General features: G+C 73.9%; 20 protein-coding genes. 10 read left to right on the top strand and 10 right to left on the bottom strand.

Translation table 11 applies throughout. The features are described 5' to 3' along the window. Positions 1-2: 2 nt before the first annotated feature. From ACZ518_RS29920 to ACZ518_RS29910, 3 genes are all read right to left on the bottom strand, one after another. Positions 3-419: a PIN domain-containing protein gene (locus ACZ518_RS29920; RefSeq protein ID WP_469116138.1), complete on the bottom strand. Its 417-nt coding sequence runs from the start codon at positions 417-419 to the stop codon at positions 3-5. Further along, on the bottom strand, positions 416-670 hold the full coding sequence (locus ACZ518_RS29915) for a type II toxin-antitoxin system VapB family antitoxin (protein WP_469116137.1): 255 nt from the start codon (positions 668-670) through the stop codon (positions 416-418). The genes ACZ518_RS29920 and ACZ518_RS29915 overlap by 4 nt, the downstream gene beginning before the upstream one ends. A gap of 136 nt (positions 671-806) precedes the next feature. Further along, a complete protein-coding gene (locus ACZ518_RS29910; protein WP_469116136.1) occupies positions 807-2,027 on the bottom strand; it encodes an amidohydrolase family protein in 1,221 nt (406 codons plus the stop codon). 154 nt (positions 2,028-2,181) lie between these two features. Here ACZ518_RS29910 and afsR point away from each other — a divergent pair, with 154 nt between their 5' ends. The 3 genes from afsR (at position 2,182) to ACZ518_RS29895 (ending at position 6,671) form a co-directional block, all read left to right on the top strand. Further along, complete coding sequence (afsR, locus tag ACZ518_RS29905) at positions 2,182-5,271, top strand: SARP-family global regulator AfsR (RefSeq protein WP_469116135.1); 3,090 nt, start codon at positions 2,182-2,184, stop codon at positions 5,269-5,271. A 213-nt stretch (positions 5,272-5,484) separates the two neighbouring features. Next, the gene (locus ACZ518_RS29900; RefSeq protein WP_469116134.1) at positions 5,485-5,685 is read left to right on the top strand and encodes a hypothetical protein; all 201 of its coding nucleotides are present in this window, start codon (positions 5,485-5,487) and stop codon (positions 5,683-5,685) included. A gap of 260 nt (positions 5,686-5,945) precedes the next feature. Then, a complete protein-coding gene (locus ACZ518_RS29895) occupies positions 5,946-6,671 on the top strand; it encodes a class I SAM-dependent DNA methyltransferase (protein ID WP_469116133.1) in 726 nt (241 codons plus the stop codon). Here ACZ518_RS29895 and ACZ518_RS29890 read toward each other — a convergent pair whose 3' ends face one another. Both ACZ518_RS29890 and ACZ518_RS29885 read right to left on the bottom strand, forming a co-directional pair. Beyond that, positions 6,672-8,612 carry an exo-alpha-sialidase gene (locus tag ACZ518_RS29890; RefSeq protein WP_469116132.1) on the bottom strand — a complete coding sequence of 647 codons (1,941 nt, stop codon included), beginning with the start codon at positions 8,610-8,612 and terminating at the stop codon, positions 6,672-6,674. It lies immediately after the preceding gene. A 154-nt stretch (positions 8,613-8,766) separates the two neighbouring features. Then, the gene (locus tag ACZ518_RS29885) at positions 8,767-10,455 is read right to left on the bottom strand and encodes a FadD3 family acyl-CoA ligase (RefSeq protein WP_469116131.1); all 1,689 of its coding nucleotides are present in this window, start codon (positions 10,453-10,455) and stop codon (positions 8,767-8,769) included. A 93-nt stretch (positions 10,456-10,548) separates the two neighbouring features. Between ACZ518_RS29885 and ACZ518_RS29880 the strand changes: the two genes are divergently transcribed. From ACZ518_RS29880 to ACZ518_RS29860, 5 genes are all read left to right on the top strand, one after another. Further along, positions 10,549-11,700 (top strand): lipid-transfer protein, encoded by a 1,152-nt coding sequence (locus ACZ518_RS29880; RefSeq protein ID WP_469116130.1) that lies wholly within the window; start codon positions 10,549-10,551, stop codon positions 11,698-11,700. A gap of 11 nt (positions 11,701-11,711) precedes the next feature. Further along, the gene (locus ACZ518_RS29875; protein ID WP_469116129.1) at positions 11,712-12,161 is read left to right on the top strand and encodes a Zn-ribbon domain-containing OB-fold protein; all 450 of its coding nucleotides are present in this window, start codon (positions 11,712-11,714) and stop codon (positions 12,159-12,161) included. Continuing rightward, positions 12,158-12,934 (top strand): enoyl-CoA hydratase/isomerase family protein, encoded by a 777-nt coding sequence (locus ACZ518_RS29870; protein ID WP_469116128.1) that lies wholly within the window; start codon positions 12,158-12,160, stop codon positions 12,932-12,934. The genes ACZ518_RS29875 and ACZ518_RS29870 overlap by 4 nt, the downstream gene beginning before the upstream one ends. A 221-nt stretch (positions 12,935-13,155) precedes the next feature. Continuing rightward, positions 13,156-13,599 (top strand): SRPBCC family protein, encoded by a 444-nt coding sequence (locus ACZ518_RS29865; protein ID WP_469116127.1) that lies wholly within the window; start codon positions 13,156-13,158, stop codon positions 13,597-13,599. 123 nt (positions 13,600-13,722) lie between these two features. After that, positions 13,723-14,235 carry a hypothetical protein gene (locus ACZ518_RS29860; protein ID WP_469116126.1) on the top strand — a complete coding sequence of 171 codons (513 nt, stop codon included), beginning with the start codon at positions 13,723-13,725 and terminating at the stop codon, positions 14,233-14,235. A gap of 66 nt (positions 14,236-14,301) precedes the next feature. Here the strand turns inward: ACZ518_RS29860 and ACZ518_RS29855 are convergent, their stop codons facing one another. The 3 genes from ACZ518_RS29855 to ACZ518_RS29845 form a co-directional block, all read right to left on the bottom strand. Further along, positions 14,302-14,790: a peptidylprolyl isomerase gene (locus ACZ518_RS29855; RefSeq protein WP_469116125.1), complete on the bottom strand. Its 489-nt coding sequence runs from the start codon at positions 14,788-14,790 to the stop codon at positions 14,302-14,304. A gap of 160 nt (positions 14,791-14,950) precedes the next feature. Further along, positions 14,951-17,371 (bottom strand): protein serine/threonine kinase AfsK, encoded by a 2,421-nt coding sequence (gene afsK, locus ACZ518_RS29850; protein WP_469116124.1) that lies wholly within the window; start codon positions 17,369-17,371, stop codon positions 14,951-14,953. Between the two features lie 124 nt (positions 17,372-17,495). After that, positions 17,496-18,302, bottom strand: coding sequence for a VOC family protein (locus ACZ518_RS29845; RefSeq protein ID WP_469116123.1), 807 nt, complete (start codon positions 18,300-18,302; stop codon positions 17,496-17,498). A 407-nt stretch (positions 18,303-18,709) separates the two neighbouring features. Here ACZ518_RS29845 and ACZ518_RS29840 point away from each other — a divergent pair, with 407 nt between their 5' ends. Then, positions 18,710-19,357: a TetR family transcriptional regulator gene (locus ACZ518_RS29840; RefSeq protein ID WP_469116122.1), complete on the top strand. Its 648-nt coding sequence runs from the start codon at positions 18,710-18,712 to the stop codon at positions 19,355-19,357. Positions 19,358-19,405: 48 nt separating this feature from the next. Here the strand turns inward: ACZ518_RS29840 and ACZ518_RS29835 are convergent, their stop codons facing one another. After that, complete coding sequence (locus tag ACZ518_RS29835) at positions 19,406-19,858, bottom strand: nitroreductase family deazaflavin-dependent oxidoreductase (RefSeq protein WP_469116224.1); 453 nt, start codon at positions 19,856-19,858, stop codon at positions 19,406-19,408. A 128-nt stretch (positions 19,859-19,986) separates the two neighbouring features. Beyond that, entirely contained in the window at positions 19,987-21,186 is a 1,200-nt protein-coding gene (locus ACZ518_RS29830; protein WP_469116121.1) for an acyl-CoA dehydrogenase family protein, read from the bottom strand. Between the two features lie 233 nt (positions 21,187-21,419). Here ACZ518_RS29830 and ACZ518_RS29825 point away from each other — a divergent pair, with 233 nt between their 5' ends. After that, on the top strand, positions 21,420-22,619 hold the full coding sequence (locus tag ACZ518_RS29825; protein ID WP_469116120.1) for a thiolase C-terminal domain-containing protein: 1,200 nt from the start codon (positions 21,420-21,422) through the stop codon (positions 22,617-22,619). The last annotated feature ends 83 nt before the right edge of the window (positions 22,620-22,702 follow it).

The raw sequence follows: 22,702 nt of genomic DNA, 5'->3' as shown, positions 1-22,702 counted from the left end.
CGTCAGTCGGCCGTGCCGCGCGGGACGACCCACCGCATCGGCTGGCCCGTGACGGCGGCGATCAGGTCGTAGTCGCCGTCGTAGTGCAGGACGGTCGCGCCATGCATCTCCGCGGTCGCCGCGATGACCAGATCCGGTACGGACACCGCCTTCCAGGTGCCCGCTTCGATCAGCAGGGCCTGAACCTCCATGGCCCGGTCCCACGCCTCGTCGTAGGTGGCGAGCCAGTCGAATCCGCGCAGCTCCTCACGGATCTCCCGGGCCTCGGCCGCGCCCCGCGCGCTGTACAGCACCTCGAGCTCGATGGCGCCGCACAGGGCGAGGAGCCCCTGGACATGCAGGGGCTCGACCACCTTCCGGACAGCCGGCTTGGGGTAGCGGGCGAGCGCGGACTTGTCGATGAGGAAACGTGTGCTCATGCCGCCTTGTCCCGCACGTCTGGAACGGGGTGCTCGTCAGGAGCGGCATCGGGCGCTCCCGGCTGGTCGACCGGGCCAGTGAGGTCGGGCAGCCGCCCCTCGGCCAGGCGGGCGAAGAACGCCTCTCGCTTGCGGCGCTTGACCACGTCCTCAAGGGCCGCGTTGACCGTGGCGACCTTCGTCTTCGTGCCGAAGATCTCCGCGGCCTCCGCCAGCAGGGCGTCGTCCACGTCGATGACGGTTCTGGCCATGATGACCTCCTCGGCGCGGGGCGACCTGCCTCCGCTCTACTTAAACGATATCAAGATCGACCTCAAGAGATATCGTTTCTGTAGCCACAGGCAAGCAGGCGCCCCTTCCCACCCCCCTACGACCCCGCCCAGCGCCCTACGCCCCCGCCCAGAGCCCCTCCGCCGTGAGCCCCAGCAGGTCAATCGCGTTGCCGCGCACGATGCGGTCCACCACCTCCGGGGCCAGGTGCCCCATCTGCGCCTCGCCCACCTCCCGGGACTTCGGCCAGGTGGAGTCCGAGTGCGGGTAGTCCGTCTCGTAGAGGACGTTGCCCACCCCGATGGCGTCCAGGTTGCGCAGCCCGAAGGCGTCGTCGAAGAAGCAGCCGTAGACGTGCTCCGCGAAGAGCTCGGACGGCGGGCGGTGGACCTTGTCGGCGACGCCGCCCCAGCCGCGGTTCTCCTCCCAGACCACGTTCGCGCGCTCCAGGATGTAGGGGATCCACCCGATCTGACCCTCGGCGTACATGATCTTCAGGTTCGGGAAGCGCTCGAACTTGCCGCTCATCAGCCAGTCCACCATCGAGAAGCAGCAGTTGGCGAAGGTGATGGTGGAGCCGACGGCCGGCGGGGCGTCCGCCGAGGTGGAGGGCATGCGCGACGAGGAGCCGATGTGCATGGCGATGACGGTGCCGGTCTCGTCGCAGGCCCGCAGGAAGGGGTCCCACTCGTCCGTGTGGATCGACGGCAGCCCCAGGTGCGGCGGTATCTCGGAGAAGGCGACCGCGCGCACGCCGCGGGCGGCGTTCCTGCGCACCTCCTCCGCGGCGAGGTGTGCGTCCCACAGGGGGATGAGGGTCAGCGGAATGAGGCGGCCCCGCGCTTGGGGGCCGCACCACTCCTCCACCATCCAGTCGTTGTACGCGCGTACTCCGAGCAGCCCGAGCTCGCGGTCCTTGGCCTCGGTGAAGGTCTGACCGCAGAAGCGCGGGAAGGTGGGGAAGCAGAGGGCGGACTGGACGTGGTTGACGTCCATGTCGGCGAGGCGCTCGGGAACCGAGAAGGAGCCCGGGCGCATCTGCTCGTAGGTGATGACTTCCAGCTTGATCTCGTCACGGTCGTACCCCACCGCGGTGTCGAGGCGGGTGAGCGGCCGGTGCAGGTCCTCGTACACCCACCAGTCGCCGACCGGGCCCTCGTCGCCCTTGGCGCCCATGACGGGCGCGAACTTCCCGCCGAGGAAGGTCATTTCCTTGAGGGGGGCGCGGACGATCCGGGGGCCGGTGTCGCGGTACCTGGACGGGAGGCGGTCCCGCCAGACGTTGGGGGGCTCAACCGTGTGGTCGTCCACCGAGATGATCTTCGGGAAGGTCTCCATGCGCTCTACGGTAGCGGTGAACTGACGAACCGTCAGCTATTCCGGCCGCAGTCGCTGTTCGGCCAGGAGCGGTTGGCTCCGCTGCGGGCTGACTTGTACGTGCAACACAGGGCAGACTGACCCTTAAACCGACGGAAGGCAGGGGGGACGGCAGATGGACGGCGTACCGCCCATCCCGCACCAGCGGAACAACCCCGACGCGGCCCGGTCGCGCAGCAGCACCAGCACCAGCACCAGCACCAGCACCAGCACCGACATGAGCACCGGCACCACCACCGGCACCGGCACCGGCACCACGCCGGACGCCGCCGTGCCCGCCCCCGCCACCGCGCCCGCCACCGCACCCGCCCCCTCCGACAACCGCTTCGCCGTCCTCGGCCCCGTCCGCGCCTGGCGCGGCGCCGAGGCGCTGCACTCCGGCAGCCCCCAGCAGCGCGCCCTGCTCGCCGTACTGCTGCTGCGCGACGGCCGCACCGCCACCGCGCCCGAGCTGATCGACGCCATCTGGGGCGAGGACCCGCCGCAGCAGGCCCTCGCCACCATCCGCACGTACGCCTCCCGGCTCCGCAAGGTCCTCGAACCGGGGCTGCTCGTCAGCGACGCCGGCGGGTACGCCATCCGGCTGCGCCACCAGGAGTCCCTGGACCTCGGCATCGCCCGCAGCCTGGCCGCCGACGCCGAGAAGGCCCGCGCCGCCGGGGACCGCGCCCTCGCCCGTACGCTGCTGGCCCGGGCCCTGGAGGTGTGGGACGGCGAGCCCCTCGCCGGGGTCCCCGGACCGCACGCCGAGACCGAGCGCACCCGCCTGTCCGAGTGGCGCCTCCAGCTGCTGGAGACCCGTCTGGACCTCGACCTGGAGGTCGGCCAGCACGCCGAGGCCGTCTCCGAGCTCACCGCCCTCACCGCCGCCCACCCCCTCCGGGAGCGGCTGCGCGAGCTGCTGATGCTCGCCCTCTACCGCAGCGGCCGGCAGGCCGAGGCCCTCGCCGTGTACGCGGACACCCGCCGGCTCCTCGCCGACGAACTCGGCGTCGACCCGCGCCCCGAGCTGTCCGCCCTCCAGCAGCGGATCCTGAACGCCGACGCCGAACTCGCCCGCGCCGAGGACCCCGCCCCCACGGCCGCGCCCGTACCCGTGAGGCCCGCCCAGTTGCCCGCCACCGTCCCCGACTTCACCGGCCGCGCCCCCTTCGTCGCGGAGCTCGGGAAGATACTCGCCGGCGCCGACGGGCAGGTCATGGCCGTCTCCGCGCTGGCCGGCATCGGCGGCGTCGGCAAGACCACCCTCGCCGTGCACGTCGCCCACGCCGCCCGGCCGCACTTCCCCGACGGGCAGCTCTACGTCGACCTCCAGGGCACCGAACCCCGGCCGGCCCTCCCCGAAGCCGTCCTCGGCTCCTTCCTGCGTGCCCTCGGCACCCCCGACAGCTCCATCCCCGACTCCCCCGCCGACCGGGCCGCGCTCTACCGCTCGATCCTCGACAGCCGCCGCGTCCTGGTCCTGCTCGACAACGCCCGGGACGCCGCCCAGGTCCGCCCGCTGCTGCCCGGCACCGCCGGCTGCGCCGCCCTCGTCACCAGCAGGGTCCGGATGTCGGGCCTCGCCGGGGCCCATCTCGTCGACCTCGACGTGATGAGCCCCGAGGAGGCCCTGCAGCTGTTCACCCGCATAGTGGGCGCCGAACGGGTCGGTGCCGAACGGCAGGCCGCCCTCGACGTCGTCGGTGCCTGCGGCTTCCTGCCGCTCGCCATCCGCATCGCCGCGTCCCGGCTCGCCGCCCGCCGCACCTGGACCGTCTCCGTCCTCGCCGCCAAGCTCGCCGACGAGCGCCGCCGCCTCGACGAGCTCCAGGCCGGCGACCTCGCCGTCAAGGCCACCTTCGAGCTCGGCTACGGCCAGCTGGAACCCGCCCAGCAGCGCGCCTTCCGCCTCCTCGGCCTCGCCGACGGACCCGACGTCTCCCTCGCCGCCGCGGCCGCCGTGCTCGACCTCCCGGAGCACGACACCGAGGACCTCCTGGAGGCTTTAGTCGACTGCTCCCTGCTGGAATCCGCCGCGCCCGGCCGCTACCGCTTCCACGACCTCGTACGGCTCTACGCGCGTGCGTGCGCCGAACGCGACGAGCAGCCCGCCGGCCGCACGGACGCCCTCGACCGGCTCCTCGACTTCTACCTCGCCACCGCCGCCCGCGTGTACGCGGTCGAGCGCCCCGGGGACCGGCTCCCCGCCCACCTCAGCGCCACCCGCCACCCCGGCCTGGTCCTCACCGACCCCCGCGCGGCCCTGGACTGGCTGTTCGCCGAGGCCGACCCGCTGCTCGCCTGCGCACGGCAGTCCGCGGGCCGGCCGGGCGCCCTGCGCCGGGCCGTGGACCTGCTGTGGGCGGCCAAGGACCTCGCCGAGTCAGGCGCCAACTCCAAGCAGTACGAGTCCGCCGCGCTGACCCTGTGCGAGGCGGCCCGCGCGGCGCGGGACCCGCGCGCGGAGGGCCGGGCACGCACCACCCTGACCATGGTCCACCTGTTCGCCGGGCGCTTCACCGAGGCCGACGAGCAGGCCCGCCAGGCGATGGAGCTGGCCCGCGGGGCCGGAGACCCGCTGCCCAGCTGCTGGGCGCCGAACGACCGGGGCATCATCGCCCTCTACCAGAAGCGCTACGAGGACGGCGAGCGCTACCTGCTGGAGGCCATAGAGAGCTTCCGCGCCGACGACAACCACATCGGCGAGGCCAGCGCCCTGTGCAACCTCTCCCGCATCCACGTCGGTCTGGGCCGCCTCGGCAGCGCCATCGACCTGGCCCGGCAGGGCATCGCCGTCTACGACCGGATGGGCCTGACGCTGCGCCTGGCCAACGGCCGCTACGCGCTGGGCATCGCCCTCACCCAGGCCGGCCGGCTCGGCGAGGCGCTGGCGCAGCTCGGTGAGGCCCTGTCGCTGTTCCACGACAACCGGCAGCCGCTGTGGGAGGGCGTCACGCACTTCCGGCTCGCGGAGGCCCACCTGGCGGCGCAGCGGCCCACCCTGGCCGCCAAGCACGCCGAGCAGGCGATCGCACTGCGCGGCATCGGCGGGGAGTGGCGCCGGGCCACCGTCCTGACGGTCCTGGGCAAGGCGCTGCGCCGCCTGGGCCAGCCGGACCGGGCGCGGGCGTGCTGGCGGGACGCGGAGACGGTCTTCGCCCAGCTCGGGTCGGCAGAGCTGGCGGAGGTGCGGGCCCTGCTGGCGTCGCAGCTGGCCGCCTGACCTGCTCGTTGCCGGGTGGCCGGCGGGCTGCCGCGCGATGGACGTGGACGTTCATCGTTCGTTTATCGCCGCGCGCCACGATAGGTACATCGACCCGGCGCTTCGGGGGACGGCCGGGCCGGTTGGAGGACTACCCGTTCGGCGGTCGACGGGGGAACCGCCGAACGGGCCCGACCCACGACGGGTCCGACTCAGGATCAGGAGAGCCACGAGATGACGACGAACGAGAACAGCATGCCGCTCGACGGGGACGTCAGACCGTTCGACAACCACGCCTCGGGCGTCGAGATCGACCCGCGGGAGCTTCCCGTGGACCCGCCCGTGGTGCAGCCCGTGGAGAAGCCGGACGACAACCACGCCTCCGGCGAGGAGATCGTCTCGCTGGACAACCACGCGTCGGGCCCGCGCCCGTAACACCGGGAGCAGGGCACGGCGTACGGGGGAAACGTACGGGGGGAAGCGTACGGGGGGCCCTTGAGCGGTCGTACGGGGGACGTACGGGGGAGCCGCTCGGGGGGCGTACGGGGGAAGGAACGCAAGGACGGCGGCCCACGGGGGATTCGGGGGAATTCGGGGCCGTCCGCACGGGGGAATGAGCGCGGCGGCCGCGGTGGCCGGAGGGGGACCACCGCGGCCGCCGCCTTTCCGTGTCCGGTACGCCGTAGGGTGTGACCGTGTTCACTTCTCAGGGGCCCAGCCTGCGCGAACTGGCCGTCCAGGCCCTCTCGTCCGTCGAGCACGGCTACGACCTGCTCGCGCCCAAGTTCGACCGGACCCCCTTCCGGACCCCCGACCGGATGCTCGACGCCGTCGAGGAGACCCTCGCCGCGCGGGAGGGCTCCTTCGGGTCGGGGCTGGACGTGTGCTGCGGTACGGGTGCGGGGCTGGGGATGCTGCGCCGGCTGTGCCGGGACCGGGTGACCGGGGTCGACCTCAGCGCGGGCATGCTGGCGGAGGCCGCGCGGGCGCATCCCGAGGGCGTGGACCTCGTACGGGCCGACGCGCTGGCGCTGCCGGACGCGCTCGGGGACGCGTACGACCTCGCGGTGAGCTTCGGCGCCTTCGGCCACTTCCTGCCGTCGGAGCGGCCGGCCCTGTTCGCCGGGGTGCACCGGGCGCTGCGGCCGGGCGGTGTCTTCGCCTTCCCGGTCGGCGCCCCGATCCCGCTGACCTCCCCGCTGTGGTGGGCGGTGGCCGGCTTCGACGCGGTGATGCGGGTGCGCAACGCGGTGTGGCGGCCGCCGTTCGTCATGTACTACCGCACCTTCCCCTTCGGGCCGGTCCGCGCCGACCTGGAGGCGGCGGGTTTCCGCGTGGAGACGGTCCCGCTGGACCACTTCGGCCACCGCGAGGACGGCACCCCGCACTGGCGGCTGCTGCTGGCGCGGAAGCCGGTGTGATCACCAGACCCGGTCGAAGGGCAGGTACACGCGCAGCTGGTCGGTGAGGTCGTTGCCGGCGCGGAGGCGGGCCGTGTCGTTGGCGGACAGGGCCCGCCCGTAGATGCGTACGTCGTCCAGGGCGCCCGCGTAGAAGGCCTTGTAGTCGGGCTGGGTGCCGAGGTGGACGGTGAAGGCCCCGGCGGGGCGGAAGTCCATCCGGTCCGGGGCGAGTCCGGTGCCGGCGGGCGGGGCGCCGTCGACGGAGAGTTCCAGCCGAGTGCCCTTGCGCTGGAGGACGACGTGGTGCCAGGCGTCGTCGTCGGTGCGGGTGGGGGCGGTGATCGAGGCGGGTCCGGTGCCGGCGTTGACGGTGGCTTCGAGCCGGCCGGTGGCGGGGTCGGCCTCGATGCGGAGCTGTTCGGCGGCCGGGCCCTGGCCGTAGGCCCAGAAGAGGGGCTGGCGCTGTCCGCCGTCGCGGTCCTGGCCGCGGGTCTTGTACTTGACCCAGGTGGTGACGGCGAAGTCCCCGTCGCCGATGCGGAGCTGGTCCGGGCAGTTGATCAGGCGCAGGAAGTCGTCCTTGCCGTCGAAGCGCATGGCCTTGCCGCCGTCGGGGCGGTTGCCGAGCCTGGGGGCGCCGTGCACGACGGCGTGGTTGTGGAACGGGGTGGCGTCGGTGGTGTGGCGCGGGGTGAGGTCCTCGGCGGCGGCCTGGAGCTCGTGGGGGCCGAAGGCGGTGAACTTGACGTAGCCGTGCGGGGTGCCGTTGGCGGTCTCGTAGAGCATGCCGACCCGGCCGCCGGGCAGGACCGCCATGTCGGAGTAGCCGGCGCGCTCGCGCAGGACGACGGCACCGTCCTTGGACCAGGTGCGGCCCTCGTCCTTCGAGGTGCGCACGGCCAGGGTCCAGCGGTCGGAGAACTCGGCGCCGGGCCGGCTGGGCGCCGACAGCAGCAGGGGGCCGCCGGGCAGCTGGAGTACGGATCCGGAGGCGGGCGGGGCCGGGAGGTCGGTGACGGGGACGAAGCCGGGGGCCGGGACGGCGGGCGCGGCGGCGTCCTCGACGATCGCCGCGACGCGGTGGTCGGGGGTGCCGCAGGTGGCGGTGGAGCGGGCGTTGACGTAGATCCGCCCGTCGGGCAGCTGCGTGAGGGCGGGTTCGTTGGGGGCGGGGGTGCCTTCGGGGGCGCCCCAGCGGGCTCCGGGCCGCCAGGTGAGGCCGCCGTCGTCGCTGTAGAGGAGCTGGGCTCCGGATTCGCCGGACTCGCTGCGGTAGTCGGCGCTGACGACGAGCCGGCCGGGGCGGTCGGGGCGGGTCGGGGTGAGCTGGATGCCGTGGCCGGGTCCGACGGAGACCCAGGCCCAGTCGGCGCCCTTGAGCTGGGGCTGCGGGGCGGGGTCGGTGGTCCAGCCGGCGCCGTCGTCGGTGCTGTGGGCCAGGCGCAGTTCGCGGGGGCCGCGCACGCGGTTGCCGTCGGCGTCGGGGGCCCAGGTGCTGTAGGCGTGGAGCAGGGTGATGCGTCCGGAGGCGGAGTCGACGACGGGGACGGGGTTGCCGTAGGCGCCGGGGTCGCCGGCGCCGCGGACGACCTGCATGGGGCCCCAGGTGCGGCCCTCGTCGGTGGAGCGCTTGAGGACGATGTCGATGTCGCCGATGTCGTTGCAGCTCGCGGTGCGGGCCTCGGCGATGGCCAGCAGGGTGCCGTCCTTGGTGGTGATGAGGGTGGGGATGCGGTAGCAGTCGTAGCCCTCGGTGAAGGCGCTGAAGGGTGCGGACACGGCGGCGGTGAGGCCGGGCGCCTTCTTCGCGGCGGGCCCGCCGGCGCCGGGCCGGCCGTCTGCGGGGGGTGTGCCGGGCAGCAGGACGACGGCGGTGAGGACGAGGGCGAGGGCGGCGGCGGCCCCTGTCCAGACCCTGACGTCCCGGGGGAATCGAACACCTGCTTCTTGCGAGCTCACCCGTGCAGGCTAACGCGGCGGGCGCGGAGGGCCGTCGGGGACGCGTCCGTGGCGTGTCGGGACGGGAGCCGGGGCGGGCCGGGGGTGGGGGCGGGCCGGGGGTGATGCCGGATCCGGGGCCGGGGCCCCGGCACGAAGGGGCGCCCGGGGCGGCTCAGGGCTTCCTGAGTTCCGTCTTGAGGACCTTCCCGCTGGCGTTGCGCGGGAGTGCGGGGACGAACTCGACCTCCCGCGGGACCTTGTAGTTGGCCATCTCCCGCCTGGACCAGGCGATCAGGTCGTCGGCGGTGAGGGTGGAGCCGGGGCGGCGGACCGCGTACGCCTTGCCGACCTCGCCGAGCCGCGGGTCGGGTACGCCGACGACCGCGACGTCGGCGATGTCCGGGTGGAGTCCGAGGAGTTGCTCGATCTCGGCGGGGTAGGCGTTGAAGCCGCCGACGATGAACATGTCCTTGATCCGGTCGGTGATGCGCAGGTTGCCCGCCGTGTCGAGGACGCCGACGTCGCCGGTGCGCAGCCAGCCCTCGGGGGTGATGGCGGCGGCCGTGCCCTGCGGGTCCTCGAAGTAGCCGCGCATGACGTGGTGGCCGCGGACCAGGACCTCGCCGGCCGCCCCGGCCGGCAGGGCGGTGCCGTCGGGGCCGGTGACGCGTACCTCGGTGTCGGGGATGGCCCGTCCGGAGGTGGCGGCGACGGTCTCGGCGGGGTCGTCGCGGCGGCACATGGTGACGATGCCGCCGGCCTCGGAGAGCCCGTACGCGGTGAGGACGGTGGCGATGCGCAGTTCGGCGCGGAGCCGTTCGACGAGCTGGAGGGGGACGACGGCGGCGCCGGTGACGACCAGGCGCAGGGCGGACAGGTCGTGGTGGTCGCGCTGGGGGTGGTCGAGGAGGGACTGGTGGAGGGTCGGCGGGCCGGGGAGCACGGAGATCCGCTCGGCGGCGATGTTGGCGAGGACGGTGTCCACGTTGAAGACGGGCTGGGGGACCATCGTGGCGCCGCGCATCAGGCAGGCGATGATCCCGGCCTTGTAGCCGAAGGTGTGGAAGAAGGGGTTCACGATGAGGTAGCGGTCGCCCTCGCGCAGTCCGGCGAGCTCGCTCCACACGGCGTAGCAGCGCAGGGTCTGGGCGTGGGTGATGACGGCGCCCTTGGGGCTGCCGGTGGTGCCGGAGGTGAAGATGATGTCGGAGGGGGCGTCGGGGCGTATCGCGTCGGCGCGTTCGCGGACCGCGGCGGCGGGTACCGCGTCCCCGCCGGCGAGGAAGTCCTTCCAGGTGCGGAAGGCCTCGGGGGCGTCGTCGGCGAGGACGACGACCTGGTCGAGGTGGGGCAGGCCGGGCAGCGGGCCGGTGCCGGGGCCTTCGGCGGCGGCGCGGCGCAGCGAGGCGACGTAGGAGGTGCCGAGGAAGGTGCCGGTGACGAACAGCAGGCGGGCGCGGCTGCGGTGCAGGACGTACGCGGCTTCCGTGCCCTTGAAGCGGGTGTTGAGGGGGACGAGTACCGCGCCCGCGGTGACGGCGCCGAGCGCGGAGACGATCCAGTCGAGGGTGTTCGGGGCCCAGACGGCGATCCGGTCGCCCGGTTCGGTGCCGGCGGCGATGCAGGCGGCGGCGGCCCGTTCGACGCGGGCGCCGAGTTCCGCGTAGGTGATGCGGGTGCGTCCGTCGACGACGGCCTCGCGGTCGCCGTGGTGCAGGGCGGCGTCCCGTACGAGGGCGGCGACGGTGCCCCAGCGCAGGTCGCCCCGGGGGTCGGGGGTGGCGGCCGGGGCCGTTCCCGGGGCGCCGGCGCCCGCTCCGGAGTCCTGTTCGATGCCGTCCGCGTCCGCGCCCTCGTACATCGGCCCGCCCCTCCCTGGAACCCAGTAGCTGACTATCCGTCAGATTAGCTGTAGCCTTCGCGGCTGTCAGTACTGGTGCACCCGGAGGTGGCGATGGCGGCAACGCTCAAGGACGCTACGGCAATCGTCGGCATCGGCCAGACCGCCTTTGCCAAACGGCTGCCGTCGACCGAGAAGGAACTGGCCTGCCGGGCGATCCTCGCGGCCCTCGCCGACGCGGGCATCGCACCCTCCGAGGTCGACGCCTTCGCCTCCTACACGATGGAGGAGACCGACGAGGTCGAGGTCGCCAAGGCCATCGGCGCCGGCGACGTCACCTTCTTCTCCAAGGTCGGCTACGGCGGCGGCGGTTCCTGCGCCACCGTCGGACACCTCGCCGCCGCCATAGCCACCGGCCAGGCCACCGTGGGCGTCGCCTGGCGCTCCCGCAAACGCGGCTCCGGCCCCAGACCCTGGAAGAACACCGCCGTCCAGCTGCCCACCCCCGGCCAGTGGACCCGCCCCTTCGGACTGCTGCGCCCCGCCGACGAGATCGGCATGCTGGCGCGCCGCTACATGCACGAGTACGGGGCCACCCGCGACCACCTCTTCAACGTCGCGATGGCCTGCCGCAACCGGGCCAACGAGAACCCGGCCGCGATGATGTACGAGCGCCCGCTGACCCGCGAGATGTACATGACCTCCCGCATGATCAGCGAACCGCTCTGCCTCTTCGACAACTGCCTGGAGACGGACGGCGCGCTCGCCTGCGTGATCGTCTCCGCCGAGCGGGCCCGGGACTGCCGGCAGAAGCCCGTCTACGTGCACTCCACCGCCCAGGGGCTGCCCGCCCAGCACCACGGGATGGTCAACTACTGGAACGACGACCCGCTGTCCGGCCCCGCCTGGACCGCCGCCCGCCACCTGTGGAAGCAGGCCGACTTCGGCCCGGCCGACGTGGACGTCGCCCAGATCTACGACGCCTTCACCCCGCTGATCCCGCTGTCCCTGGAGGGCTACGGCTTCTGCGGGCGCGGCGAGGGCGCCGCCTTCACCGAGGGCGGGGCGCTGGAGCTCGGCGGCCGGCTGCCGGTCAACACCGGCGGCGGCGGGCTGAGCGAGGCGTACGTCCACGGGTTCAACCTGATCAACGAGGGCGTCAAGCAGCTGCGCGGCACCTCCACCGCCCAGGTGCCGGACGCCGCCACCTGTCTGGTGACGGCGGGCGAGGGCGTCCCGACGTCCGCGATCCTGCTGCGCGCGTGAGGAGCCGACCGATGACGACCGCGTCCGCCGACGAACTGCTGCTGCCCGTCCCCGACGAGGACGGCGCCCCCTTCTGGGAGTACGCCGCCCGCGGCGAACTCCGCATCCAGGCCTGCACCGCCTGCGGCCGGCTGCGCTTCCCGCCCAGACCCTGCTGCCCGCACTGCCAGTCCTTCGACAGCGAGTGGCGCCCGATGAGCGGCCGGGGCCGGATCTGGTCCTACGTACGGCCGCACCCGCCGCTGCTGCCCGCGTACGCCGCGCAGGCCCCGTACAACGTCATCCTCGTGGAGCTGGCCGACGCGCCGCAGATCCGGCTGGCCGGGAACCTGGTCGCCGCCGCCGACGCCCCGCTGAACTCCGTGGACCCGGCCCGGCTGCGCATCGGCGCCCGGGTGCAGGTGGTCTTCACCGAGACCGGCGGGGTGAGCGTGCCGCGCTGGGTCCTGGAGAAGGCATGACCCTGCGCGTGGAGCGGGACGAGGCCGCCGGGGTCGCGGTCGTCACCCTGGACCGGGAGCACCGGCACAACGCGATCGACCTGGAGACGGCCGCCGCGCTGGCCGGGGTGTGGCGGGAGCTCCGCTTCGACGCGGACGTGCGGGCGGTGGTGCTGACCGGCGCGGGCACGGCCGCCTTCTGCACGGGGATCGACCGGTCGGCCCAGGTGCCGCAGCCGGAGTCCCCGTACTCGGCCGACGACCCGCTCATCGCGATCGGGCCGAAGGCCAACGACCTGTGGAAGCCGGTGGTCGCCGCCGTCAACGGCATGGCCTGCGGCGGGGCGTTCTACCTGCTGGGCGAGGCGGAGTTCATCGTCTCGTCGACCGGCGCGACGTACTTCGACCCGCACACCTCGTACGGGATGGTCAGCGCCTACGAAGCCGTGTACATGGCGCAGCGGATGCCCTTCGGGGAGGCGGCCCGGATGTCCCTGATGGGGACGGCCGAACGGCTCTCCGCGCGGCGGGCGTACGAGATCGGGCTGGTCTCGGAGCTGGCGGAGCCCGGGGAGCTGCTGGAGGCGGCGCTGCGCTCGGCGCGGACCCTGGCCGGGTTCCCGACGGAGGCGGTCCAGGGCACGGTGCGCGCCCTGTGGTCGGCGAAGCGGGCCGCGCTCCAGCAGGCGCTGGACCAGGCGCCGGCGCTGATAGCGCTGGGGAACCTGCCGCCGGAGCGGCAGGCGGAGCTGTTCGCGTCCCGTCCGCCGGGGAAGGAGTTCCGGCTGCGCTGAGCCCGGTTCCGGGCGCCCCCGCGCCGCCCGACGTGTCGGCATTCACCACCCGACACCCGGAACGCACCTCTCCGTTCTCTCCGCCACCAGCGAAGACGCCGCCCGCGCCGCGCTTTGCCGGTGGAAACCGTGGTTGCATCCCGAGCACCGAACCCGGCGGCGAACCGCACCACTCCGCGTCCCTTCGGTGGCATCGAACCACCCAAGAGGAGCACGGCACAGTGCGCACCATCGCCACCGAGATCACCATTGACGCGACCCCCGAGGAGGTCTGGGCGGTCCTCACCGACCTCCCCCGCTACTGCACCTGGAACCCGTTCATCCGCGAGGCCGCCGGGGAGGCGGTGCCCGGGGAGCGGCTCACCCTGAGGACGTACCCGGAGTCCGGGAGGCCCACGGCCTTCCGGCCGACCGTCCGGATCGCGATCCCCGGCAGCGAGCTCCGCTGGACCGGACACTTCCTCGTACGCGGCCTCTTCGACGGCGAGCACTACCTGCGCCTGTCCGAGGGCCCGAACCGCACCACCCGGCTGGAGCACGGGGAGCGCTTCCGCGGCCTGCTGGTCCCCTTCCGCGGAAAGCTCCTCGACGGGACCGCGCGCAACCTCACCGCGATGAACGACGCCCTGCGCACCCGCGTGGAATCGGCCCGCGCCACGTCCTGACGCCCCCGGCGTGCGCCGCACGGAGTCCGGGGGTCGGGGGGCCTCACGGACTCCGTCCGGCGTGCGGGCCCGGGGCCTGCGACGTAGCGTCGGGATCATGACCCCTACCCCGGAGGGCCGGGCATGATCCGCAACGCAATCGGCTCGCTCATGGGCCTGATCGGCGCGACGGCCGCCGTCTGGAGCCCCTTCCGGGCCTGGTACGACGGCCGCCCCGGGCGCGACTACCGGATCGAGGAGCTGTTCTCCGGCTCCGGCATCACCGACGACGGGGCCGCGCTGCTGGGCTCGCTGCTGCTGCCGTCCCTGTGCGCGGCGGTGCTCACGCTGCTCGCGATCGTGCGGCGCTCGCGGCTGCTGATGGCGCTCGCCGGGGTCCTCGTACTGGGCTTCGCGGTGCTGTGGACGGTCCGCCAGGGCCAGGCGTCCGGGGGCCTGTCGGTCGGCGTCGAGGGCACCGGCATCGGCTCCGGCGTCGCCACCGCCTTCGGCGCGGGCGCCCTGCTGCTGCTCGCGGCGGCGGTCATGCGCGGCCGCCCCCGCCGCGCACGGCGCGCACGGCGCGAGCTCCCGCGCGACGCGCTCGACCCGGTGGATCCGGCGCCGTGGGCTCCGGCCCCGTCGAAGGAGCGCTGAGAACGGCGGCGGCCCCGCACCCCGGAGAGGGGGGCGGGGCCGACCGGCACGTGCGGGAGATCAGGCTCAGACGGTGCCGGAAGCGGCGATCTCGATCTTGGCGCGGGTGGCGCCGGACGGGGAGCCCAGGGCCTCGATCTTGTCGACGATGTCCGTGCCCTCGACGACCTTGCCGAAGACGACGTGCTTGCCGTCGAGCCACGGGGTCAGGACCGTGGTGATGAAGAACTGCGAGCCGTTGGTGTTGCGGCCGGCGTTCGCCATCGACAGCAGGTACTTGCTGTCGTGCTTCAGGTCGAAGTTCTCGTCCTCGAACTTCGCACCGTAGATGCTCTTGCCACCGGTGCCGTTGTGGTTGGTGAAGTCACCGCCCTGCAGCATGAACTGCGGGATGACGCGGTGGAAGCCCGAGCCGGCGTAGCCGAAGCCGTGCTGGCCGGTGGCCAGCTCGCGGAAGTTCTGGGCCGTCTTCGGGACGACCTTGTCGAACAGCTCGAAGACGATGCGGCCGGCCGGCGCACCGTCGATGGTGATGTCGAAGAATACGTTGCTCATGGGTCCCATCCTGTCACTCCCGGTACCAACCGCACCCCGGCGGGGCCGCGGACGGGCCCCCTGGCGCGTCGCGGAGCCCCCTTCGGAGGACGGCGAAGGCCCCGCCGGAGGACGGCGAAGGCCCCCGCCGGAGGACGGCGGGGGCCTGCTGCGTACCAGGTCAGGCGCTCGTACGGGTGCCCGTGCCCTTCGCGGCGTCCAGGGCGTACACGCAGCGGTCCTTGCTGCACGCGTACACCACGCCCGCCTCCGCCACCGGGGCGCCGGTGATCTCTCCGCCCGTCGCCAGCTTCCAGCGGAGCTGGCCGCCCGCCGCGTCCAGGGTGTACAGGCAGTGGTCGGCGGAGCCGAAGTGGACGCGGCCGTCCGCGACCACCGGCGGGCCCGTGATCTCGCCGCCCGCCGCGAACCGCCACTTCGGGGTCCCGGTCACCGCGTCCAGCGTGTACAGGGCGCTGCCCGCGCCCAGGTGGACGCTGCCGTTCGCCACCAGCACCGGGTCCGACGCCGGGCGCGGCTCGGTGGCGATGCGCCAGCGGTCCTTGCCGGTGGCCGCGTCCAGGGCGTAGACGGTGCCCAGGTAGTCGGCGAGGTACACCCCGCCGCCCGTGACCGCCGGGCCGGGGGCGAAGGCGGGCGGGGCCAGGAAGACCGCCGGGGCCTCGAAGTGCCAGCGGACCCGGCCCGAGGCCCGGTCGACGGAGAGCACGCGGGTGCCGGCGGCGATGTAGACGTTGCCGTCGGGGGCCGGGGTGACGCGGACCGGGACGTTGCCGCAGGACGCCGCGTCGCCGACCGGGTACGACCAGGCCTCCTGGCCGGAGCGGGCGTCCAGCGCGCGCAGCCGGGCGTCCTGCCACACGTAGACGGTGCCCTCGTGCAGGACGGGCGCCGCCTCCGGGGTCTCGAAGTCGGACTGGGCGCCGCTCAGCTCCCACAGCTTCTGGCCGTTGGACGCCTCCCAGCCCTGGACCCCGCCGCCGCGCGTGGCGGTGATGACGGTGCCCCGCTCGGCGCGCAGCGCGTACACCCAGGCGTCGGCGTTCAGCCGCCACCGCTCGGAGCCGTCCTTCGCGTCGAGGGCGAAGAGCGAGGGGCCGTCCGAGGCGTGGATGCGGCCGTCGGCCACCTCCATCGACCAGGCCACGTCCCGCGTCTTGAACTGGCGCCGGCCGCTGCCGACGTCCAGGGCGTGCACCTCGAAGGAGGTCACGTACAGCAGGTCCCCCGCCACGGTCGGGGTGCCCCACACCTCGTTGGACATGCGGAAGCGCCACGGCCGCCAGCGCCCGCTGTCCGGCGACGGCCCGGGGGCCGGCACGGACGGGGTCGCCGCCGGGGCCACGGCCGACGACGCCGCGCTGCCGGCCGGCGGGCGCACCCAGCCGGTCGCCGAGTCCACCGCGGCGTGCCCCGCCGGGGCGGAGGCCGTCGCGCGCGGCCCGGGCCCGATCGGCACCGGCGAACCGCCGAGCCGTACGGGCATGCCGGGCATCGACGACACAGGCACCGGGGCGGGCCCCTGCACCGGCGGCGGGGTCAGCGGCGGCCGGTCCGGGCGCGGCGGCACGGCCTGCCCGGTACGCGGGTCCACCCACGGGTCGGCGGCGCCGCGCGGGGGCCGGCGGTGCGTGGACGGGCCGACGGGCGGCGCCGGGGAGGCGACGGGGGACGGGGTGGTCCCCGTACGGTTGCCCGCGCGCCGGGTCTCGATCATCGCGACGGCCCGCTCCGGCAGCCACGCCGAGGCCGTCCCGCTGTCGTCGCCGCCGTCGAACAGGTGCGGGGCCAGCTGCGCCTGGAGGTCGGCGGGGGTCGGACGCTGCGTGGCGTCCATCTGCATGCAGGAGTCGATCAGCGGCCGCAGCTCGTCCGGCAGCCCCTCCAGGTTGGGGCCCTCGCGCAGCAGCATGAACACCGTCTCGACCGGGTTCGCCCCGTGGTACGGCGGGTGCCCGGTCGCGGCGAAGACGAGGGTCGAGCCGAGCGAGAAGACGTCGCTCGCGCCCTTGACGCTGCGCGAGTCCTTCGCCTGCTCGGGCGACATGTACGCGGGGGTGCCGACGGCGACGTTCGTCATCGTCAGCCGGGTGTTGGACACCCCGCTCGCGATGCCGAAGTCGATGACGCGAGGACCGTCCTCGACGACCAGCACGTTGGACGGCTTCAGGTCGCGGTGGACCAGCCCCGCACCGTGGATGGACTGGAGCGCCTCGGCGATGCCGGCCGCGAGCCACCGCACGGCCTGGGCGGGCATGGGCCCGCACTCGTTGACGATCTCCTCCAGCGAGGGCGCCGGTACGTACGCGGTCGCCAGCCACGGCACCGCCGCGCGCGGGTCGGCGTCGACGACGGCCGCCGTGTAGAAGCCGGACACGGCGCGCGCCGCCTCCACCTCACGGGTGAAGCGCACCCGGAACAGCTGGTCCTCGGCCAGTTCCGTACGCACCGTCTTGATCGCGACCCGGCGTCCGGACGCCGACCGTGCGAGATAGACCAGCCCCATGCCGCCGGCGCCGAGCCGTCCCAGCACCTCGAAGGGGCCGATCCGTCTCGGGTCGTGCTGCGTCAGCTGCTCCACCACTCGCCTCCACTACCTCCCCGTACGGGCCCCTGCCGGACCCGCTTCCACCCGTGCGCGGCTGCCGAGGGCGCGCGCACCGGTAGACCCGATTCTGTCAGGCCCGCGCCTGGTCCGGCCCCGGCTACGGGTGTGCGTTGGGACGCGGCTCCGACAGCAGCGCGAACACCGCCCCCTGATTGTCCGCGACGACCGCGATCCGCCCGTAGGGCGTGTCGAACGGATCGGCCGTGACGCGCCCGCCGAGCCGCTGCACGGTGGCGACGGCGCGGTCGCAGTCGTGGACGGCGAAGTAGACGAGGAAGTGCGCCGGCATGATCTCCGGGAAGGCGTCGGTGATCAGACTGCGGCCGAGGACGGCCGTGTCGGGGCCGGGTGCGCTGCCGGGCGGGGACCAGACGCGGTACTCGACGCCGGTCTCGGAGTCGTCCTGGTCCTGGGGGACGTAGCCGAAGACGTTGGCGTAGAAGACGTCGACGGCGTCGCGGGCGCGCGTGTAGACCTCCGCCCAGCAGTACGTGTCCGGCTCGTCCTGGGCGTCGAAGCCGTGGTGGGTGCCGGGCTGCCACAGGCCGAACACGGCACCGCCGGGGTCGGCGGCCATCGCGGCGGTGCCGTACGGGCCGACGGGCTGCGGGTCCATCACCATCTGGCCGCCGGCGGCGCGGATGCGGGCCGCGCAGGCGTAGGCGTCGGAGGTGTACAGGTACACGCCCCAGACGGTGGGCATGCGGCCGTCGGGCTTGGGGGCGAGGGCGGCGACGTTGCGGCCCCGGCTGTAGGCCTGGGTGTAGCCGCCGTACTCGGCGCCGGCGGGGGCGGCGAAGGTCCACCCGAAGAGCTCGCCGTAGAAGCGCTTGCCCGCCTCGACGTCCGGGAGGGAGGCGTCTACCCAGCAGGGCGAGCCTTCCGCGAATGCGGCTGCGGCCATGGGGCGGGTTCCTTCCGTCGTGCGGGTGGTGCGGGTGGGGCCGGTGGGGCGGTGGGGCGGGTCGTGCCGGTGGTGCGGGTTCGTTCCGGTGGTGCAGGTCGCGCCGGTGGTGCCGGTGGTGGGGGTTCGTTCCGGGCGCGGGCCGTTGGGTAGCTTGGTGGGCTTGTCCGGACACCGGGCGTTTCATGCCCATGAACCATGGTCCGCCCGAAAACTTGTCCACAGCCTGTTGATAAGACTATTCGGGGGATACGGCCCGGTACGCACCCGGGCTCCCCGCGCGGAAGGGCGGCCGGAATCCGCCCCCGGGCCCCGCCCGAAGGGCCTCCCGGGCAGGTCGGCGGCCGCGTAACCCCATTTGCAGGCGGCCGAATAGCGCGCCGATCGCCCCTCGGTAAGCTGACGGCATGACAGGACAAGTACGCACCGTCGACGGGCGTGTCGCCGGCCGGCGCGGCCAGGCGACGCGGCAGAAGCTGCTCGACTGCCTCAGCGAGATGCTCAGCTCCTCGCCGTACCGCGACGTCAAGGTGATCGACGTCGCGCGCAAGGCCGGTACCTCCCCCGCGACCTTCTACCAGTACTTCCCGGACGTCGAAGGCGCCGTCCTGGAGATCGCCGAGCAAATGGCCACGGAGGGCGCGCAGTTGACGGCGCTCGTCGAGGGCCGGAACTGGGTCGGCAAGGCCGGCTGGGCCGCCGCCGAGGAACTCGTCGAGGGATTCCTGGAGTTCTGGCGCAGCAACGACGCGATCCTGCGGGTCGTCGACCTCGGTGCCGCCGAGGGCGACAAGCGGTTCTACAAGATCCGCATGAAGATCCTGAACTCCGTCACCAACTCCCTTACGGAGTCGATGAAGGAGCTCCAGGCCAAGGGCAAGGCCGACAAGGACCTCAGCCCGGCCGCGATGGCGGGCTCACTCGTCGCGATGCTGGCGGCGGTCGCCTCGCACCAGAAGGGCTTCCAGACCTGGGGCGTCAAGCAGGCCGAGCTCAAGCCGAACCTGGCCCTGCTCGTGCACCTGGGCATCACCGGCAAGAAGCCGACCAGGTGACGGCGGACCCCCTGGAGGGTCCGCCGTCGATTTCCCCGCACCCACCGGTCAGCGCCGCTCCAGGCGGAACAGCCTGATCTCGCGCTCGATGCGCGCCTGGTACGTCGCGTACGGCGGCCAGAACCTCAGTACCGCCTGCCACGCCACCGCCCGCTCGGCCCCCTCCAGCAGCCGGGCACGCACCGCGATGTCCTGCCCCTGCCAGCTCACGTCCGCGTCCGGGTGCTTGAGCAGGTTCCCGGTCCAGGCCGGGTGGCCGGGGCGGCCGAAGTTGGAGCCGATCAGCAGCCAGCTCACGCCTCCGTCCTCCGGCATGCACGCGAGCGGGGTGGTGCGCGGCTCACCCGTCTTCGCACCCCTGGCGGTGAGGATCACGCCGGGCAGCATCCGTGCGCTGAGCAGCACCCTTCCCCGGGTCAGGCGGTGCACGGCCTTGTCCATGGCGGGGATGAAGTGCGGTGCGACCTTGGCGAAGAGGAGGGTGGAGGAGACCTTCTGCATCAGCTTCACGCCTAGAGCGGCGGGGCCGTTGGAACCTTTGGGGCCGGTGGGACCTGTGGGGCCGGTGGGACCTGTGGGGCCTGTGGGCTCTGTAGGGCCTGCGGGACCTGTGGAAGCGGTGGGTGCCATCAGACGGCCGCCCTCTCCGGGGTCGCGGACGGGTCGAAGAGCCCTGCGTGGTGCGCGGCGTGCGCGCGCAGGCGGTGGACGGGGCCGAAGAGCAGCTCGTCGGCGGCCGCCCGCTTGAAGTAGAGGTGGGCGTCGTGCTCCCACGTGAAGCCGATGCCGCCGTGCAGCTGGATCGCCTCCCCGGCGGTGGTGCGCAGGGCCTCCAGGGCCTGGGCGAGGGCGAGGCCGCCCTGGTCCGGGTCCCAGGCGGCGTAGTAGGCCGCGGAGCGGGCCGCCTGGACCTGTACGTAGAGGTCGGCGAGCCGGTGCTTGACCGCCTGGAAGGAGCCGACGGCCCGGCCGAACTGCTCGCGCCGGCGTACGTACTCCACCGTGCGGGCCAGCGCCCGGTCAGCCGCGCCCACGGCCTCGGCGGCCAGGACGGCGGCCGCGCCACGGCCCGTGGCGGCGAGGGCGGGGAGGGCGGGGAGGGGGCTGCGGTCCTCGTCTTCGCCGAGCAACTCGGCGCCGACGTCCCTGAGCTGGATCCGGCCCTGCGGACGGGTCTCGTCGAGGGTGGCCTGCCGGTCCCGTACGAGTCCGGGCGCACCCTCCCGCACCAGGAACAGCAGGGTGCGGCTGCGGGCGAAGCCGCCGGTGTGCGCCGCGACGAGGAGCAGGCCGGCGCTGTGGCCGTCGAGCACCTGGGGCACCTCCCCGTACAGCCGCCACCCGTCGTCGGTACGGCGCGCCTGGACCCCGCCGGCCCGGCCCCCGCCCGCCCAGTCGCCTGGGGCGTTGTCGCCGGTCAGGGCGAGCGCGGCGGCCAGGGCGGGGCCGGGGACGGCGAGGGCGGCGGTCAGCTCCCCGGCGGCGAGCGGCGGCAGCAGGGCGGAGCGCTGCCCGGCGGTGCCGAGGGCGGCGATCAGTGGGGCGGCGAGGACGGCGGTGGCGAGGAGGGGCGAGGGCAGCAGCGCGCGCCCGGTCTCCTCGCAGGCCAGCGCGAGGTCCCCGGGGGCGCAGCCGACGCCGCCGTACTCCTCGGCCACGGCGATGCCCGGCAGGCCGAGCTGCCGGGAGAGCTGCTGCCACAGCTCGCGGTCGTGTCCCGCGGCGGTCCGGACGGCGGCTTTGACCTCGTCCGGCCCGCAGCGTTTGGCCAGGACCTCGCGCAGGGTACGGCGCATCTCGTCCTGCTCCGCGGTGAAGGCGGCATCCATCGTCGGGCTCCTCCCCGTATCTGACGGGGCGTCATGTTAGGGCGGCGGGGGTGAGATGCACAGGGGGCGGGAGCCGCCCTTTGCCCGGCGCGGGCGGGGGGTGGGAGGGGGGTGGGAGGAGGGAGAGGGGGAGGGGGGGGGAGGGGGGGAGGCGGGGGGCGTGGAGGGGGTGCGGCGGGGAGGGGTCGCCGGCGGTCTAGCATCTGACGGTGCGTCAGCTGTACCGTCCCTCCATGCCTGGACCCCTCTCTGCGCCCGTCTCCCCCTCCACACCCCGCCGCCGGGTCGCGGTGGTCGGCGTCGCCCTCTCGGACTGCGGCCGGGTCGACGGCCCGACCCCCTACGCCCTGCACGCACAGGCCGCCCGCCGGGCACTGGCCGACTCCGGCCTCGACCGCTCCGTCATCGACGGCCTCGCTTCGGCGGGGCTCGGCGTCCTCGCCCCGGTGGAGGTGGCCGAGTACCTAGGACTGCGGCCCACCTGGGTCGACTCCACCTCCGTCGGCGGCTCCACCTGGGAGGTCATGGCGGCCCACGCCGCCGACGCCATCGCCGCCGGCCACGCCAACGCCGTCCTGCTGGTCTACGGCTCCACGGCCCGCGCCGACATCAAGGCCCGGCGGCGCACGTCGAACCTGTCGTTCGGGGCCCGGGGGCCGCTCCAGTTCGAGGTCCCGTACGGCCACACGCTCGTGTCCAAGTACGCGATGGCGGCACGACGGCACATGCACGAGTACGGCACGACGCTGGAACAGCTCGCCTCGGTCGCCGTCCAGGCGAGGGCGAACGCCGCGACCAACGTCGATGCGATGTTCCGGGACCCCATCACGGTGGAGGACGTCCTCACATCGGAGCCGATCGCCGAACCCTTCACCAAGCTCCACTGCTGCATCCGCTCGGACGGCGGCTGCGCCGTCCTGCTGGCGGCCGAGGACTACGTACCGGACACGGCGAAGTCCCCGGTGTGGGTGCTGGGCACGGGCACGTCGGTGTCCCACACGGCGATGTCGGAGTGGGAGGACTTCACCGTCTCCCCCGCCGCCGCCTCGGGCCGCCAGGCCTTCGCCCGCGCGGGCCTCACCCCCGCGGACGTGGACCTCGCGGAGATCTACGACGCCTTCACGTACATGACCCTGGTGACGCTGGAGGACCTCGGCTTCTGCGCCAAGGGCGAAGGCGGCGCCTTCGTGGAGAAGGGCCGCCTGCTGCGAGAGGGCGAACTCCCGGTCAACACCGACGGCGGCGGCCTCTCCGCCTGCCACCCGGGCATGCGCGGCCTCTTCCTCCTGGTCGAAGCCGTCCGCCAACTCCGCGGCGAAGCGGGCCCGGGCCAGGTCACGAAGCCGGCCGGCCGCCGTCCGGAGGTGGCCCTCGCCTCGGGCACGGGAGGCTGGTTCTGCTCCTCGGGCACGGTACTGCTGGGGCGGGGGTAGGGGAGGCACAGGCACAGTGCGGGCCGGGGGGGCGGGGGGGGCGGGGGGATCCCCTTGAGCGGTGTCAGGGAGGGTTTGGGGGT

The organism is Streptomyces sp. NPDC033966, assembly GCF_055575955.1.
The sequence above is the reverse complement of the archived record's forward strand: the minus strand, read 5'-3'. Positions and strand labels throughout refer to the sequence as shown.